General features: G+C 62.1%; 10 protein-coding genes. 5 read left to right on the top strand and 5 right to left on the bottom strand.

Annotated elements, in window-relative coordinates; all coding sequences use genetic code 11:
* Window positions 1–4: 4 nt before the first annotated feature.
* Complete coding sequence (proB, locus tag AC6I7Z_RS04600; protein ID WP_497813309.1) at window positions 5–1,108, bottom strand: glutamate 5-kinase; 1,104 nt, start codon at window positions 1,106–1,108, stop codon at window positions 5–7.
* Window positions 1,109–1,363: 255 nt separating this feature from the next.
* On the opposite strand from proB, the gene ompC reads away from it, so the two are divergent.
* A complete protein-coding gene (gene ompC / locus AC6I7Z_RS04595; RefSeq protein ID WP_497813308.1) occupies window positions 1,364–2,476 on the top strand; it encodes a porin OmpC in 1,113 nt (370 codons plus the stop codon).
* Between the two features lie 441 nt (window positions 2,477–2,917).
* Here the strand turns inward: ompC and AC6I7Z_RS04590 are convergent, their stop codons facing one another.
* The 4 genes from AC6I7Z_RS04590 to gpt all read right to left on the bottom strand — a co-directional run bounded on the left by AC6I7Z_RS04590 (window position 2,918) and on the right by gpt (window position 11,774).
* Complete coding sequence (locus AC6I7Z_RS04590; protein WP_497813307.1) at window positions 2,918–8,884, bottom strand: autotransporter outer membrane beta-barrel domain-containing protein; 5,967 nt, start codon at window positions 8,882–8,884, stop codon at window positions 2,918–2,920.
* Window positions 8,885–9,359: 475 nt separating this feature from the next.
* Window positions 9,360–9,758 (bottom strand): sigma factor-binding protein Crl, encoded by a 399-nt coding sequence (gene crl, locus AC6I7Z_RS04585; RefSeq protein WP_033752802.1) that lies wholly within the window; start codon window positions 9,756–9,758, stop codon window positions 9,360–9,362.
* Between the two features lie 58 nt (window positions 9,759–9,816).
* The gene (gene frsA / locus AC6I7Z_RS04580) at window positions 9,817–11,064 is read right to left on the bottom strand and encodes an esterase FrsA (protein WP_497813306.1); all 1,248 of its coding nucleotides are present in this window, start codon (window positions 11,062–11,064) and stop codon (window positions 9,817–9,819) included.
* 248 nt (window positions 11,065–11,312) lie between these two features.
* Complete coding sequence (gene gpt / locus AC6I7Z_RS04575) at window positions 11,313–11,774, bottom strand: xanthine phosphoribosyltransferase (protein ID WP_033752804.1); 462 nt, start codon at window positions 11,772–11,774, stop codon at window positions 11,313–11,315.
* A gap of 253 nt (window positions 11,775–12,027) precedes the next feature.
* Between gpt and pepD the strand changes: the two genes are divergently transcribed.
* From pepD to AC6I7Z_RS04555, 4 genes are all read left to right on the top strand, one after another.
* A complete protein-coding gene (gene pepD / locus AC6I7Z_RS04570; protein WP_497813305.1) occupies window positions 12,028–13,485 on the top strand; it encodes a beta-Ala-His dipeptidase in 1,458 nt (485 codons plus the stop codon).
* 432 nt (window positions 13,486–13,917) lie between these two features.
* Window positions 13,918–15,423, top strand: coding sequence for a sugar ABC transporter ATP-binding protein (locus tag AC6I7Z_RS04565; RefSeq protein WP_497813304.1), 1,506 nt, complete (start codon window positions 13,918–13,920; stop codon window positions 15,421–15,423).
* A complete protein-coding gene (locus AC6I7Z_RS04560; RefSeq protein WP_497813303.1) occupies window positions 15,420–16,418 on the top strand; it encodes an ABC transporter permease in 999 nt (332 codons plus the stop codon). The genes AC6I7Z_RS04565 and AC6I7Z_RS04560 overlap by 4 nt, the downstream gene beginning before the upstream one ends.
* Window positions 16,419–16,443: 25 nt before the next feature.
* Window positions 16,444–17,508, top strand: coding sequence for a sugar ABC transporter substrate-binding protein (locus AC6I7Z_RS04555; protein ID WP_497813302.1), 1,065 nt, complete (start codon window positions 16,444–16,446; stop codon window positions 17,506–17,508).
* Window positions 17,509–17,583 lie beyond the last annotated feature (75 nt).

Genomic DNA, 17,583 nt, shown 5'->3' with positions numbered 1-17,583 from the left:
CTCCTTAACTGACGATCATGTCGTCGCGATGCACGGCCACCGGGCCGTATTCGTAGCCGAGGATCTCCCCGATCTGCTGGCTGTGATGGCCGGCGATGATGCGCAGCGCATCGCTGTTGTAGCGGGAGACGCCGTGCGCGATATCGCGGCCCTGCAGGCTGCGAATGCGGATCACCTCGCCGCGCGAAAAGTTGCCGCGCACCTCGCGGATGCCTTTCGGCAGCAGCGAGCTGCCGCGTTCCAGCATCGCCGCCAGCGCGCCATCGTCCACGGTGATCTCGCCAGCCGGCGGCGCGCCGAAGATCCAGCGCTTGCGGTTCTCCAGCGGCGACTGCATGGCGTGAAAGCGCGTGCCGACCGCATTGCCGGCGATGACATCGGCGATAACGCCGGGACGGCTGCCCGCGGCGATAATGGTGTCGATGCCGGCGCGACAGGCGACGTCCGCCGCCTGCAGCTTGGTGGACATACCGCCGGTGCCCAGGCCGGAGACGCTGTCGCCCGCCAGCGCGCGCAGCGCGTCGTCGATTTCATGCACGTCGGCGATCAGCTCCGCCTGCGGGTTGCTGCGCGGATCGGCGGTATAGAGCCCCTGCTGATCGGTGAGCAGCAGCAGCTTGTCGGCGCCGCCCAGCATCGCCGCCAGCGCCGAGAGGTTATCGTTGTCGCCGACTTTGATCTCCGCCGTGGCCACCGCGTCGTTTTCGTTGATCACCGGCACGATATGGTTGTCCAGCAGCGCGCGCAGGGTGTCGCGGGCGTTAAGGAAGCGCTCGCGATCCTCCATATCCGCGCGGGTCAGCAGCATCTGGCCGATATGGATGCCGTAGATAGAGAACAGCTGCTCCCACAGCTGAATTAAACGGCTCTGCCCCACCGCAGCCAGCAGCTGCTTTGAGGCGATGGTAGGGGGCAGTTCCGGGTAACCCAGGTGCTCGCGCCCGGCGGCCATCGCGCCGGAGGTGACGATCACGATGCGATGGCCGGCCGCGTGCTGCTGCGCGCACTGACGAACCAGTTCCACCATATGCGCCCGATTCAACCGACGTGAACCGCCGGTAAGGACGCTGGTCCCCAATTTGACCACCAGGGTCTGACTGCCGCTCATATTTCCTGCCGTTTAAGTAAAAAAAGAAAAAAATTTCTGCGAAGGAACTTTTTATCAGGAGTAGGAAGCGAAGCCAACTCTCCGCCGGGGAAAAGCACGAAAAACCCGAGACAAGCGAGTAGACCAAAAGTTCGCATATCACAAGAAATCAGAAAAAATGTCATAAAACGTTCATCTCCAGACGGTAAAACGTCCCCTGTTTTATAAGCCCTTTTCAGGGGCATAACACATTTTACTCATCGGGATTGATAGCAAATGAAGAAAAGTACACTGGCACTCGTCGTCTCTGCTCTGGCGCTGACTTCCGCTGCTCACGCGGCGGAAGTGTATAACAAAGACGGCAATAAGCTGGACTTCTACGGCAAAGTAAAAGCGATGCACTATCTGAGCGACGCGGACAGCCAGGACGGGGATAAGTCCTATGTACGCATCGGCTTCAAAGGCCAGACCCAGATCAACGACCTGATGACCGGTTACGGCCAGTGGGAATATCAGTACAACGTCAACAACTCCGAAGGCTCCGACGCCAACAACGGCAACAAAACCCGTCTGGGCTTTGCCGGTCTGAAGTTTGGTCAGTACGGCTCTGTCGATTACGGCCGCAACTACGGCGTGCTCTATGATGTTGAAGCCTGGACCGACGTGTTCCCGGAATTCGGCGGCGACGGCACCGCGCGTTCCGATAATTTTATGACGCAGCGCGCCACCGGCGTAGCCACCTATCGCAACAACAACTTCTTCGGTCTGGTTGACGGCCTGCGCTTCGCGCTGCAGTACCAGGGCCGCAACGACGCCAACGGCGCCAACTCGCGTACCGATATCAACCGCCAGAACGGCGACGGCTACGGCGCGTCGCTGGGCTACACCATCGCCGATACCGGCATTAGCGTGATGTCGGCGATCACCTCTTCCGACCGCACCAACCAGCAGCAGGCGCGCGTTTACGGTCAGGGCGACCGTGCGGACTCCTGGGGCGCAGGCGTGAAATATGATGCCAATAGCGTCTACCTGGCGGCTATCTATACCGAAACGCGCAACATGACGCCGTTCAGCGGCACCAACCGCGCAACGGGCCTGGCGGCAGCGGGCGCGGCGAATAAAGCGCAGAACATCGAGCTGGTGGCGCAGTATCAGTTTGATTTCGGCCTGCGTCCGTCGCTGGGCTACGTGCAGACCAAAGGCAAAGATATCGAAAACGGTATCGGCGATGCGGATCTGGTGAAATATATCGACGTGGGCGCCACCTACTACTTCAACAAAAACATGTCGGCGTTCGTGGATTACAAAATCAACCAGCTGGACGACGACAACCGTCTGAGCCTGAACAACGACGACGTAGTTGCGCTGGGCATGACTTACCAGTTCTAAAAAATCTGACGCCGCCGCGACGCGACGCGCGACGGCATCAGTGTTTTCCCCTCAATGTGTCTGATAAACAAGGGCCGCCTCATCAGCGGCCCTTTCTTTATGCAGCTCCGCTTTGCCCCTCCGAAAAGGAAGCAGAGGAGGCGCGCTGGCCTTAGACAGGCTGCCCTTTCCAGCAGCGCACACGGAAGCTGGCCAGCAGGCTGGGGCCGCTCAGGAGCGGGCATTTCGCAGCGCTGAACGGAGTGAGGCTGCCAGGAGAGCCCGCATGGATGCGGGCGAAAGGTGGGGCTGGAACAGGGATGTTCCATCCCCACCGGTCCGTCAGGCAGACGAATGGCGTGAAGGTACCGCGTCAGCGGCGCGAGGACCGCCCGTCCCTGAGCGGCTCCAGACTGCGTTATTACCTCATGCGTAACTGGCACATTACACCTTTCTTCCCACTCAGAACGTCCAGCGTACCCCGGCGTTATAGCGCCAGCCCTTCGCGCCGTTGCCGTCAATCTCCTTGCGGTAGTCCGCCTCGGCGTAGAGCGACACATCGTTGCGGAAGCGGGTGGTGCCGCCGACGCCGACATCCCACATCTGCCCGAACCTGCCGCTGTTGAAATCCTGGCTAATGTCGCTGCCCGCCGCGCCGACGTTGACCTTCGAGCCGCCGCCCCAGCCGCGAGAGTAGTTGGCGCGCAGATAAGGGGTATATTCGCGCTGCGCGTCATCCTGCCAGGTGCGATCCAGCCGCGCGCCGAGACGGCCGATGGTCTGGTCGTCGTCGTCGAACGACACGCTGGTGCCATCCTTATCGGTGGCGTCATCGAACTTCAGACGCATCCAGGTCAGCTGCGCCTGCGGCTCAAGACGCAGACCGTTGGCGAAAACAAAGGGATATCCCGACTCCAGCGAGGCGCTCCAGCCGTCGGCCTTCAGCTTCGCCACCTCTTTTTGCCGCGCGATATCGGTGTCGCCGCGGTGCCAGCTCCAGCTCAGCGAGCCGTCCAGATAGAAGCCGCTGTCACGCTGCCAGGTGCCGTAGAACGAGACGCTGTCGCTGTCGAAGGTGGTGGAGCTGTAGCCGTCCGCGGCGTGCGGACGAATGCGCGTATTGCCGCGCGTATAGGCGACGCCGCCGCGCAGGCTATCGCTTGCGCCATCAAGCTGCAGCAAATTGCCGCCGAGCTGCACCGCGCTGTAGTCGATATCGGCGTTAAAGCCGTAGTCGCTAAAGTCGCGGTTGCTCTGGTAGGTCAGATTCGAGCCGAGATAGCGCAGGAACAGCTCGCCGCCCGTGCCGCTGCGCTGGCCGTCGCGCAGTTCGCCGAGACGCTTATGCAGATCGTCGGTAATCGCCTGAGTGTAGTAGGCCAGACCGACCGGCGCAGAGAGATAAGAAGGCACCTGCGGCGCCAGCGCCGGACGCGCCGCGCGCGATGCGGCACGCCCCGCCTGCGGCTGGCACAGCGAGCCGTCCTCACACACATAGCGGTTAGCGAGCCGGTAATCCCAGCCCGCGCCGCTGCCGTCGGGCGCAAACGCGTACAGCCCGTACTGCCAGGGCCCGGCGGCGAGGTAGCCGCCCTGCAGCGCGAAGCTGTCGGCGCTGGCGTTGCCGGAAACCTGCGCCAGCGAGACGCCTTCGCGGCCGTCGATCGCCCCGTCGCCGCTGGCGTCGCTCTGCGTCGCGGCGCTGCCTGCCAGAATGCGATCGTCAATCAGCGTGGTGCCGGTGACGTCGCCATTGACCCGCAGCGCGTCGCTCTGGCCGCCTGCGCCGCTCAGCCGCGTCGCCAGCCGCAGCGTGCCGCCGAGCGACGCCAGCGTGCCGTCGATGGTCAGCAAATTGTTGCCCGCGCCGCCGTTGCTCAGATCGAGCGTACCGGCGTTGTTCACCACCAGCGAGTCGTCGGCGGCGCCCGCCAGCAGCGGGTTGACGCCGTTGCCGGCAAACAGCGTGGAGTCGCGGTCGATATTGATGGTGCTGTGCGCCAGCTTCAGGTTATCGGTCAGCGTCCACTGGGTTTGAGTGAAGTTAAGCGTGCTCCAGCCCGCGCCGAGGTTGACCCCTTTGCTGAGGTCGTCGTCGCTGAAGGAGCCGCCGCTGGCGTCGATGTTGCGGAAGCTGAGCGTGCTGCCGACGCCGCCCGCGGTGGTGATATGGCGGGTATTCGCCAGGCTGACGTTCTCGATCAGCGCCTGGTTGTTCTCGCCGCTGCCCATGGTCAGGCTGCCGTTGAGGGTGCCGCCGGTGACGGCCAGCGTATCGCTGCCGTTGCCGGTATTGACCTCGCCGACCACGCTGCCGCCGATAAAGGCGAGCTGGTCATTGGTCGCGCCGCCCGCCACGATCGGCGTTTCCGGATATTCCGCGCTGATATCGCCCTGGTTGATAAACAGCGTCTGGCCGCCGCGCAGATCGATAACCGGCGCGACGCGGCTGTAGGAGACGATGGTGCCGCGGTTTATCACCTCGCTGGCGCTGCGGGTGACAATCGCCGAACCACCACTTTCACTGGCGATGGCGATAAAACCGTCAGAGAAGACGCGGCCAGAGGTATTGGCGCGAATGCCATCGCCGCTGCCGTTGACGATAATCGCGTAGCCTGGCGGCACCACCAAATCGTTAGCGGTGGCGGAGCCATCCTCGTGCTGGAACAGATAGCCAACGCCGCTGCCCTGCACGTCAATCGTCGCCTTGCCGCCGTAGTCGAACGACGTGGCGGAGCGGATGCCCGCGCCGTCAATCGGGATGAGATAGGCGTTATCTAACGCGATATTAGCGGTCTCCGCGCGGTTATTAATCGCGCTGCCGCCGCCCTCGGCGCTGAGGATAATTTCGCTCGCCTGCAGCCCCGTAGCGCCGCGATCCAGCAATACCGCGTCCGCTCCGCCTTTTACCCAGATGCCGCTGCGGAACAGCTGGTCGCCCTCAATGTTGAGGGTGGCGTTTTCCCCCACGCGCGCGCCGGCAATGCCACCATCTACCTGCACCGTGCCGTTATAGGGCTGATAGAGGCTTGCCCCTTCGCTGGCGTCAATCCCGATGCCAGACGCTACATGGATCCAGACATTGTTGATCAGGCGGCCGCCGTCCAGCAGTCGCGCGCCAGTGCTGTTCTCGCCGTCAAGGATAATGGTGCCGTTGTTCATTACCGTCGCGCCGCTGGACGCCTGCAGCGCGGTGACGTTTTTACCGCTGCCGATAATGTTACCGTTGCTGAACACCACGCCGTCGCCGTTTTCGCTGATGGCGCCGATGGTCTCGTCGCCGTTCAGCCACACGTCGCCCAGATCGCCGTAGGCGCCGTTGGAAGCGCGCAGCGCCACCGCGCCCTTGCCGTTAAGGAAGTAGGTTTCATTGTCATAGAGCGTGGCGCTACCGGACATTTTCACCCCGGTGGTGTTGGCGCCGCTCAGGGTGATCTCCCCTAACCGCTGCAGCGACAGGATCGCGCCGTCGCCCAGCTGATAGAGCGTTGAGCCGTCGGTAGAGACATCCTGATTGCTGCCGTACGCATAGATGGTGCCGCCCCCTTCCACCACCCGATAAGCGGTCTGGTTGGGATCGTGAAACACCACTCTGCTCTGCTGGCCGAGCACCAGCGCGCCGCCGTAGAGCGCTTCGCCCGCCAGCGCGTTTTCACCATAGAGGTTGATAACGCCGCTTTGCTCGATGCGCGCCGCGTCGCCGATGGCATAGAGGCCGGTGGTAGGGAAAAAGCGATCCGCGCTGCCTGCCGTCACGTTCAGCGTGCCGCTGCTGGTGATAGTGCTGCTTTGTGGATCGGCAAAGGCGTAGCCCGATGCAAAGAGCGCCACCGCGCCGTCGCTGACGCTGATATTGCCGCTGCTGGTCGCCTGGCCGCCAACCAGCGCCTGGATGCCGTAGCTCTGTTCGCCGCGCAGGCTGATGTCGCCGGTGTTGGTCAGCGCGCCGCTGTACTGGGCGATCAAACCGATCTGCTGGTTGCCCTGGCCATTGATATTCGCGTGGTTCACCAGCGTTGAGGCGAAAGGCTGGTCGAAGCTGTTGGTGATATAGCGCGTCAGGTTGTAGTAGTTGCCGTCCACCACCGCCGCCGTCGCGCCGCCGACGTTGAGGTTGAGCTGCGTCGCCGCGTCAATGGTGCCCTGCGCGCCGCCCTCGATGCGCAGCCCGGTGGAGGTGTTGCCGATGTTGAAGATCGCGCCGTGGGTGTTGACCACCGAGCCTTCGCCCACCGCTTCGATGCCGGTGGAAAAAGCCGCGCCCGGTGCGATAGTCAGGCCCGCGCCGTCAAAGTCCGCGCCGTCCTGATAGCGAAAAATCGTGGCGTACCAGTCGTCAGAGCCGGTGGCATAATTGCCCGCCTGCGGCAGATTGATGTGCGCATTCGGTCCGATGGCGAGAAAGCCCATCTGATACTCTCCGCTGCCGCCGAGCTGCGGCACCGCGTCGGCGGTGAGATCGACCGTGGCGTTGCCCTCGGCGCGAATGCCGACCGCGCCGTTGCCCTGCAGCACGATAGGCCCGCTCAGGTTGGCGGACGCCTTGCCGCTTCCCTGTCCGTTAAGCCACACCGCGGTGTTGAAGCTGCCGTTAAGGGTATCGGCGCGGCCGGTAACGTTGATCGCCCCGCTGGAAAAGGCGCTGGCGCGCTGGCCGTCGCGGGCGATGACTTTAATGCCGGTGCCGCCGTCGCCGTTTAGGTTGATGGTGCCGTTGTTGCCCACCAGCCCGCCGCTGCCGGAATCAATCGCCAGCAGGCCGACGATTTCCGCCGGGCGAAACTGCGCGCGGCCGTTGAGATCGAGGGTGCCGTTGTTGAGCGCGATCGCTTCCGGGCCGTTCTCGACGCGCATGGCGGCGGCGTTCTGCACCTTGCTGCCGAGCACGATGCGCCCGTCGTTGATTGCGGTGGAGTTAAACTGCTGCGCAATGGCGCTGACGCCGCCGCTCTGGTTAATCGCCACATCCTCCACGGCGTCGCTTTTCGCGTTCTGCGGCGCGCGGCCGACGTAGATCACGCCGCCCGCGGTGTTAGTAAAGCTGGCGCCGCTAGAGTCGAGCATGACGCCCGCGCTACTTTGGCTGCCGCTCGACTCCGCCACGCCGAGGTTAATCGCGCCGTTGTTGATCCCCTGGGCGTCGCTTAGCCGCAGCGCGCTGCCCGCTTGCGTGGTGGCGTAATTCAGCACGCCGTTGTTGACGAAGCGGCTGCCGCCGGTCGCCAGCACCGTGGTGCCGCTGTAGCCGAGCGTCGCCGCATCCACGCCGCTGCCGTCTGCGTTGTTGAAGAAGCCGCCGTTGATGACGCCGTTATTGACGCCGCTGGCGCCCGCCAGCCGCAGCGCGGTGTTTTCATGGGCCGCCGATCCGCTGGCGGCCAGCTTGCCGTCGATAGTGGCCTTCGCGCCGTTGGTGGCGCGCACCGCGCCGCCGTCGGAGTCGATCACCTCCAGCGTGGCGCCCTTCTGCACCGAGACGCTGGCGCCAGGGCCGTCGGCGCTCAGCACCACGCGCTCGCCCACCGGCAGCGTCACCTCATCGTAATACTCATCGGCGTCGATCACATAGGCGATGGGCGCGCTGTAGAGCGACAGCGCCTTATTGAATTCGCCGTTGTAGCTGCCGGCGCTGAGGTTGCCGCTCCGCAGCTGCTCAATCAGCCAGTCGTTGTACTGGCGCAGATCGTTCAGGCTGGCGACGTTGAATTCGCGGCTGTTGCCGTCCAGCGTGGTGACGCTGAAGGGGCCGCTGTACTGGGCGACGTTATCCACCCACCAGGCCAGATTGGAAGTGTATTCGGTATAGGATCCGGTAAAGGCGATGCGGTTGGCCGACTGCCAGTTCATCGCCCCGCTGCCATTGGCGGTAAACAGCTGGCTCTGCTTGGCCGCCATGCTCCAGCCGTTGGTGGCGGCGGTGGTGGCCGCGCCGTCGACGCCGATATCGACGTTAATGGTGCCGTTGCTCACCTGCGCCACGCGGGCATCGATATATTGCTCTCCGTTGACGTTGTAGTAGTTGGGCAATTCGCTGGCGGGCGTCACCGAGGCGAGCGCGCTGATATTCGCCGAATTAAACACCGGCAGCTGATTATTGCCGCTGCCGTTGACGTCGGGCACGCTAATCAGATAATCCTGCGCGCCGAACGTCAGGCGATCCGCGCCGATAACATTGTCATCGGAAATAATTCTGCCGCTCGATAGCAATTCGCCGACGGTAATGGGGCGGCCGCCATCCAGGCCCGGCTGAAAGCGTTGAATGCCGCTCAGCGTTTGCGTCGATCCATTACAGACGCAAAATACGCCAGCTTTGTTGTCATTTAATAACGGGGAAAAAGGTTTTAACGTAGCGGCCTGACTACCGGTAATCGGAAAAAGCAGCCCGGGCGCAGCGGCCAGGCTTAATAACAGCGGATTTAATTTAAACAAAGGGTTTTCCTCCAGAGAGACAGCACAGGACCACCCGGACTTTTAGGTGTCCGGGTTGGCATTCTTTTTTTGCCGATAACAAACGGAGAAAAGCCGCGACAATGGCGGTCGCGCTGGCGGGTATCACACCATTTCGTCAGGAAAACGTCTACAAATCGTCAGTGCGATCCGCCTCAATAAAATGAGAATAGGAATAATACCGTGCCGATTTCTGATTTAGCTGGACCGGTTATTTCAACGAGCAACGTTGATTAGTCAGCTTTTATAAAGCGGGTTTAGTTAATATCCATAATCAAATAAGCTGTGGAAATAGTTTGCGTCTGGGAGGGGGAATTAAATAAAAGCGGGAGTAAAAGGCGCGTCGGGAAATATCACTAAGGCGGAGGAAAATATAAACGCAGCGCTGGTGCAGCAATAATGCAGAACAGGCATAGCCGAAGCGAATCGAACTATGCCTGCCGTTCAGGGTTCAGGATTACGCGCTGAGATCGACCGGCTCTTTAAAGCCGCTCGCGGGCGTCAGCCCCAGATTTAGCTCCTGCAGCATCGCTTTCAGACGGGTATGGAAGTTACGCAGCGTCTCTTCTACCTTCTGAGCGTTCTCTTTGCCCTTGATGTTCGCCACGGACCAGTCGCCATCTTTATCGAACAGGCCAATATGATAAACGTAGGTAAAATGGTCTTGCTGCGCGTCCAGCTCCATCCACCAGCCCCAGAACTCGCGGCTTTCCGGCGCGGGTTTGACATTGACGCAGGCGGCCAGGCAGTCGAAAAAGAACCGCGTTTCTTCACATTTCCCTTCGCGGATATACGGTCCCAGCTCGGTGAAGCGCTTAAGCAGGCGACTACGGGGATGACCACTCGGTAACGTCATGCTAATTCTCCATAAGTTTGACCGTTAGTATTAAAGCAAACCGCTGAGAATTTGCCAGCTACTGTTGTAACCGCTTTGCCAGCCAGTCGCAAACCTCATTCAGCGCGCGCTCGAAATTCGCCAGCGCCGGCCTGGCGGCGATCGGCAGCAGTTTGCCATCGGCGGAGGAGCTGGCGATCAGCCGCGCATCCTCTTCCGGGCCGAAGGGATCGTCCGGCCAGTAGCCCGCCAGCATCGGCGTCGAGGTGCGACGGCCCAGCAGCCCCTGCACTTTGAGCGAGTAGCGATTCAGCTCGGTGCGCAGCGCGCTGTCGCTGGTAAACGCCATGCCGAGGCGGCTGGCGAGCATATCCATATACATATCCGGGATGGCGTCCTGCTGCTGCGCGCTGGTCAGCAGGCTGTGCACCATCGGGCCGAGCGTCGCCACGGCGCGCAGGCGCGGCGCTTCCAGATAGGCGAGCCGCACCGCCACGTTGGCGCCGAAGCGATAGCCGAACGCCGCCACGCGCTGGTGATCGATCCAGGGCACGCTGGCCAGATCGCGCAGCACCTGCTGATGCAGAAAGCTGGTGTCCTGATTGAGCCGCCACTTCACGGAGAAGCCCACCGACGGCATATCCAGCGTCAGCATGGCGATGCCGCGCGGCGCCAGATAGTCATGGAACAGGCGATAGTGATCGCTTTGCAGCGAGTCGAGGCCGCCGCACAGCAGCACGGTGGGATACGGCGCCGAGGCGTTGGGCGGCATATGCAGAAAGCCGGTGATCGGGCTGCCGCCTTCGATATTGAAGCTCAGCGCCTTGAGTTCGCCGGGCAGCCGACGCGTCGCCTCTTCATAGGCGCGATTCGCCAGCGTCTGCGCCTGGTCCGCCAGCTCGTCGCCTTTGATATAGGGATAGGCGGCCATGCTAAAGAGGTGCGAGGCGCGCAGCCAGTATTCGCCAGCCAGGCTGTCGTCGCGCTCTTCCTGCGCGCGCTCCTGCCAGAGGCCCGCCTGCTTTGACCACTCAAATGCCCAGTTGCCGCTGCGAAAACCGATCACGGTGTCGAGCAGCGCATCGTCGGTATGGCGCTGGTCGCTGTTGGCGATACGCGCCAGCACTTCGATGATCTCCTGCGGCGGCACGCCGCGCCACGTCCACATCAGTTTGTTGAGCATGCGATACCAGCCGTGCTGGCTGCTGCCGTCCAGCGTCGCTTCGACGTCTACCTGGGCGTGATGCTGGCGGTGCACCAGCGAGGAGGTTTCAGGGTAGTTGTAGTGCGGCTTGAATAGCTCTTCGCTGAGATTTTTGCTCGACATGCTTGGGTCTCCTGACGGCTCTGGCAGAGGCTAAGTGTACTGCAGGGTCAGGAGCGGCGCGAGGTGCAAAAGAGCGCAGTGCGCGGCGGGTAGCATGGCCTGTCCGCAAAGACGCTAAAGATGGCATCCTTGCCCGCTCGGCCTGCGCCATCCCTGGCGCAGGACGCTTTGCTCTACAGGCCATGCTACCCGCCGTCTGCGGCAGAAAGCACAACGCCCGGCAAGCCGGGCGTTGTTCACACGAAAGATCAGGCGCCTTTCACAATGGGCGGGATATAGACCACGCCCATGTCCCACGGCTGCTCAATCCAGGTGTTCTGCGGGATATCTACCACGTAGTCATCCACCAGCGGGCGGCCTGCCGGCTTAGCGAAGATAGTGACGAAGTGCGCTTTGGGATACATCTCGCGGATCGCCTGCGCGGTGCCGCCGGTGTCGACCAGGTCGTCGATGACGATAAAGCCTTCGCCGTCGCCTTCCGCGCGCTTAAGCACGGTCATCTCGCGCTGATGATCGTGGTCGTAGCTGGAGATGCAGACGGTGTCGACATAGCGAATGCCAAGCTCGCGCGCCAGCAGAGAAGCCGGCACCAGGCCGCCGCGGCTGACCGCGATAATGCCCTTCCACTGTTCGACAGGCAGCAGGCGCTGAGCCAGTTTGCGGGCATGAATCTGCAGCATGTCCCAGGTAACGACGTATTTTTCACTCATGAATAGCGATCCCAGCCAGTTTAATCGGCTTAAAAATGTGCAACGGGAAAAAGGTTGCGCGAGATTATAAGGATCCTCAGCGCTAAAAACCAGCATCCGAACCACTGGTTGCGGCTTTTTAGCGCGCCTGAGTACGCACCCGGCGATAACAGTGATATTCTCAGCCCCATCACGTCAGATTCGCTGACGGCGACCATTCACTGGAAACTCGCGCACACCGGCCTGGCCGGCGCACTGACACAGGAGACCTGTCGTGTCTGAATTGTCTCAGCTTTCTCCCCAACCGCTGTGGGATATCTTCGCCAAAATTTGCTCTATTCCGCACCCCTCTTTTCATGAGGAAGCGCTGGCCACCTATATTGTCGGCTGGGCGAAAGAGCAAGGTTTTTGGGTCGAGCGCGACGCGGTCGGCAATATCCTGATCCGCAAACCGGCAACCGCCGGGATGGAAAACCGCACGCCGGTAGCGCTGCAGGCGCACCTCGATATGGTGCCGCAGAAAAACAACGACACCGCTCATGACTTCACTAAAGATCCGATTCAGCCCTATATTGACGGCGAATGGGTGAAGGCGCGCGGCACCACGCTGGGCGCCGATAATGGCATCGGCATGGCGTCCGCGCTGGCGGTGCTGGCCGACAGCAGCCTGACCCACGGCCCGCTGGAAGTGCTGCTCACCATGACCGAAGAGACCGGCATGGACGGCGCCTTCGGTCTGCAGCCGAACTGGCTGCAGGCGGAGATCCTGATCAACACCGACTCGGAAGAGGAAGGCGAGATCTACATGGGCTGCGCGGGCGGCATCGACTTTATCACTACCCTGCCGCTGACGCGCGAAGCGGTGCCAGCTGACTTCGAAACGCTGAAGCTGACCCTGAAAGGGCTGCGCGGCGGCCATTCCGGCGCGGATATCCATATGGGTCTCGGCAACGCCAACAAGCTGCTGGCGCGCTTCCTCGCCGCGCACGCCGCCGAACTCGACCTGCGTCTGATTGATTTTACCGGCGGCACGCTGCGCAACGCTATCCCGCGCGAAGCCTTCGCTACGCTGGCGGTCGAGAGCCATAAGGTCGACGCGCTGAAATCGGCGGCGGCGCACTTCCTGCTGGCGCTGCAAAACGAGCACGGCGTGAAAGAGAAGAACATCAATGTCGTGACCGAGCCGCTGGCGCATCAGGGCGAGGCGCTGAGCGCAGAGAGCCGCGACCGCTTCCTGAACCTGCTGAACAGCACGCCGAACGGCGTGATCCGCAACTCCGACGTGGCGAAAGGCGTGGTGGAAACCTCTCTTAACGTCGGCGTGGTCACCATGGAGCACGATAAGGCGGAGATTAACTGCCTGATCCGTTCGCTGATCGATACCGGCCGCGACTACGTGGTGCAGATGCTGACCTCCCTCGGCCAGCTGGCTGGCGCGCAGACTAAACCGAAAGGCGGCTATCCGGGCTGGCAGCCGGACGCCAACTCGCCGATTATGGCGCTGACCCGTCAGACCTATATCGCGCTGTTCGACAAAACGCCGAACATTCAGGTGATCCACGCCGGTCTCGAGTGCGGCCTGTTCAAGAAGCCTTACCCGAACATGGATATGGTTTCTATCGGCCCGACCATCACCGGTCCGCACTCGCCGGACGAGCAGGTGCATATCGAGAGCGTCGGCCTTTACTGGAAACTGCTCACTACTCTGCTGAATGTGATTCCAGAAAAGTAAGCGCGTCATGTTTTGATCAACCAGGCTGCGGCCTGGTTCAGGAATGTTGCTCTGCGCTAACGCGGATGGCATGGCCCGATCGCAAAGTCGCAAAACGCCATCCCTGGCAGCTCGGCCCGCGCAGTCCCTTGCGCGGGACGCTTTGCTCTTCGGTCCATGTCATCCGCGTAGTGAGTTTATCAGCTGCATGCAACCAGGCTTCGGCCTGGTTTTTTTATGCCCGCGCGCCGCGCCAGCATAAAACACCACTTCTCTTTCCTTCCCTGTTGTAAAACACCAGCGTTATCGGGCGCGCCAGCTTTAGCCGCCAAACTATCCAGGCGTCTGGATGGCTAATAAGATTTCGTGCTAGCTTATGCGCTTTCGGCTGTTGCCGCGCCTGAAACTTCAGGAAAAAATTGCGGCCAGCCAGTAACAGGAGAGCTTCAGCTAATGGGTGCCTTAAACCGCCTTGAGATGCGCAATATCTCACTCGCATTCGGCGGATTCGCCGCGCTGACGCAGGTGGATTTCGTCGCGGAAGGCCACTCGGTGCATGCGCTGACCGGCGCTAACGGCGCGGGCAAATCGACGCTGATGGCGGTGCTGTCCGGCGCGCACAGCCACTACAGCGGCGAAATCCGGCTGGACGGCGCGCCGGTGTCGATACGCAGCCCGCGCGACGCGAAACAGCTCGGCATTCACCTGGTGCAGCAGGAGGTGGACGTGGCGCTGGTGCCTCAGCTCAGCGTGGCGGAGAACATCCTGCTGGATCGGCTGGCCGAACCGGGGCACGGCTTTCGCTGGCGCGCCATTCGCCGCCAGGCGCGCGCCCTGCTGGCGCAGCTCGAGGCGAACATCGACGTAAACCAGCTGGTGGAGCGCTGCACGCTGGCGGAGAAGCAGCAGATTTTGCTGGCGCGCGCGCTGTCGCACCACTGCCGCTTTCTGATCCTCGACGAACCGACCGCCCCGCTCGACCAGCACGAAAGCGAGCGGCTGTTCGCCGTGGTGCGCCGCCTGCAAAACAGCGGCATCGGCGTGGTGTTTATCTCGCACCGCATTCATGAACTGAAGGCGATCTGCGACCGCCTGACGGTGCTGCGCGACGGCCGCCTGATCGAGAGCGGCCCGATGGCGGCGCTCAGCGGCGAGCAGATCGTCGAGAAGATGCTCGGCCATCAGCTGACCGACATCTATCCGCCGCGCCGTCCCGCCCGCGCGCAGCCGCTGCTGCTGGCGGTAGAGGGGCTGCACGACGATCGGCTGCTGCAGGATATTTCGCTGCGGCTGCACCAGGGCGAGATCCTCGGCATTGCCGGGCTGGCGGGCGCGGGCAAAACCGAGCTGTGCAAAGCGCTGTTCGGCGCCAGCAAAAGCCGGGTTACGCGCGGCGAACTGCACGGCAGGCCGTGGCGGCCGCGCTCGCCGCACGATTCGGTGAGCCGGCGCATGGCGCTGGTGCCGGAAGAGCGGCGCAAAGAGGGCATTTTTATCGACGAGCCGGTGGCGATGAACCTCAGCGTCAGCGCCGACAGCAGCTTTTCGCGCTGGAGCCTGTTCGGCCATCGCCAGGCGTGGCGCTGGGCGGAAGCGGTGATCCAGCGTCTGAACGTGCGCACCACCGGCCCGGGGCAGCCGCTGCGCCGCCTCTCCGGCGGCAACCAGCAGAAGATCGCCATCGGCAAGTGGCTGCGCAGCCACGCCGACGTGCTGATTTTCGATGAGCCGACCAAAGGCGTCGATATCAAGGCGAAAACCGAACTGTTCCGCTTAATTAGCGGTCTGGCCCAGGAAGGCAAAGGCGTGATTTACGCTTCCGGCGAATTTTCCGAGCTGGTTGGGCTGTGCGACCGAATTTGCGTGCTCTGGGACGGGCGCATCGTGGCCGAGCTGGACGGACGCGCGGCCACCGAAGAGACGCTTCTGCTTTATTCCACTGGAGGAACCCCTGCGTGAGCAGCAAAGAGATTACCCTGACCGCGGCGACGCCGCTGCGCCATCGACTGTTCGACTTCTTCTATAAGTGGGGCATGCTGATCACGGTCGCCCTGCTGATTGCCGGCTTCGGCATCGCCTCCGACAGTTTTCTGGAACCCAACAACATCATCAATATCCTGCGATCCATCGCCATCGTGACGGTGATCGCCGTGGGCGTCTCGGTGTCGCTGACCGTCGGCGGCTTCGATCTGTCGGTCGGCTCTACCGCCTCGCTGGCCAACGCGCTGGTGATCTCGCTGTTCGTCTGGTACGGCATGAACAGCGTCGAGGCGATTGCGCTGACCCTGGCGCTCTGTACGCTGATCGGGCTGTTCAACGCCTTTCTGATCGTGATTTTGCGCATTCCCGATATGCTGGCGACGCTCGCCACGCTGTTTATTATCCAGGGCGTAGCGATGACCTACAGCTACGGCGGTTCGATCACGGAAAACATGGTGATGCCGAGCGGCGATATGGCGGAAGGCGCGATTCCGGCGGGCTTCGGCCTGCTCGGCCAGGTGCCGGTGATCGTTATTATTATGCTGGTGGTGACGGCGGCGGCGCAGCTGGCGCTGTCGCTCACCACCCACGGCCGCCGCATGTATGCGCTGGGCGGCAACCCGGAAGCGGCGCGCCTCTCCGGCATTCGCACCACGCGCTACCGCGTGCTGGCCTATGTGATCGCCTCGCTGCTGGCGGGCCTGGGCGGCATTCTGCTGGCGTCGCGCATCGGCTCGTCGCAGGTCAACGCCGGCGGCGGCTACCTGATGGACGCCGTGGCGGCCGCCTGGATCGGGCTGTCGCTGGCGGGCGCCGGCAAGCCTAACGCGCTCGGCACGCTGGTGGGCGCGGTGCTGCTCGGCGTGCTGCAAAATGGGCTGGTGATGCTCTCCGTTCCCTATTACGCCATGGATATTATTAAAGGACTGGTGCTGGCTCTGGCACTGGCGATGACCTACGTTCAGCGCCGCTAGCGCTGATTAACCTGGAAAAAAGACAATGAAAAAAATATCGCTTTCTCTGCTGACTCTCAGCCTGCTTTCTGCCAGCGCCTTTGCCGACACCGTTGCGCCGGTGCCTGCGCCCATTGCGAATCATGAGGGTCCGGTGCGCATCGCGGTGATCCGCAACCTGGGCTCTGACGACAACACCACGCAGTTTGTCGCCGGCGCCATTCAGGAGGGCCGCAAGCTGGGCTTTAAGGTCAGCACCTTTCTCAGCAACGGCGACGACGCACGTTTCCAGGACTTCGTTAATCAGGCGATCAGCCAGAAGTATGACGGCATTATTCTGTCGCACGGCAAAGCGCCCTACGCCAGCGGTCTGGTGAAGCGCGTCGCCGACGCGGGCATTAAAGTGTCGGTGTTCGACACCCCGGTCGATACGCCGATCCCCGGCGTGACCGTGACCGCGCAGGATGACGCCTCGCTGGCGCAGTCGTCGCTCGGCCAGCTGATCAAGGATTTCAACGGCAAGGCCAATATCGTCAAGCTGTGGGTGGCCGGTTTCCCGGCAATGGAGCGCCGTCAGGTGGTGTATGAGAAGCTGCTGAAGGAAAATCCAGGCATTCATCAGCTGGAGTCAATTGGCGCGGTCTCCTCTGACGTGCAGGGGGATACGGCCAACAAGATCGGCGCGATCCTCGCCAAGTATCCGAAAGGTAAGATCGACGCGATCTGGGGCGCGTGGGACGCCTTTAGCCAGGGCGCCTATAAGGCGCTGCAGGAGAACGGCCGCACTGAGATCAAGCTCTACAGCATCGACGTCTCTAACCAGGATCTGCAGCTGATGCGCGAGAAGAACAGCCCGTGGGTGCAGACGGTGGCGGTCGATCCGAAAACCATCGGCGCGGTGAATATGCGCCTGGTGGCGAATAAGATCGCCGGCGAAGCCACGCCCGCCAGCTACGACTTCAAAGGCGCCTCAATTTCTCAGCAACAGCTGAACAGCCAGCAGGGCGCGATTAACGTGGCGTCGCTGAATAAGATCGTTCCCGGCTGGGGCGGCAATAACGATTTCGTCGCGCCGTGGTTCGCAACGCTGGAAGCGAAATACAAAAAGTAAAACAGAAAGCGGCCTGAGGGCCGCTTGAGATTATTGAAAAACGTGCTGATGTGGATGACATGGCTCGATCGCAAA

It is taken from the genome of Pantoea sp. X-Soil-MYKO-1289 (assembly GCF_059730625.1).
The sequence above is the reverse complement of the archived record's forward strand: the minus strand, read 5'-3'. Positions and strand labels throughout refer to the sequence as shown.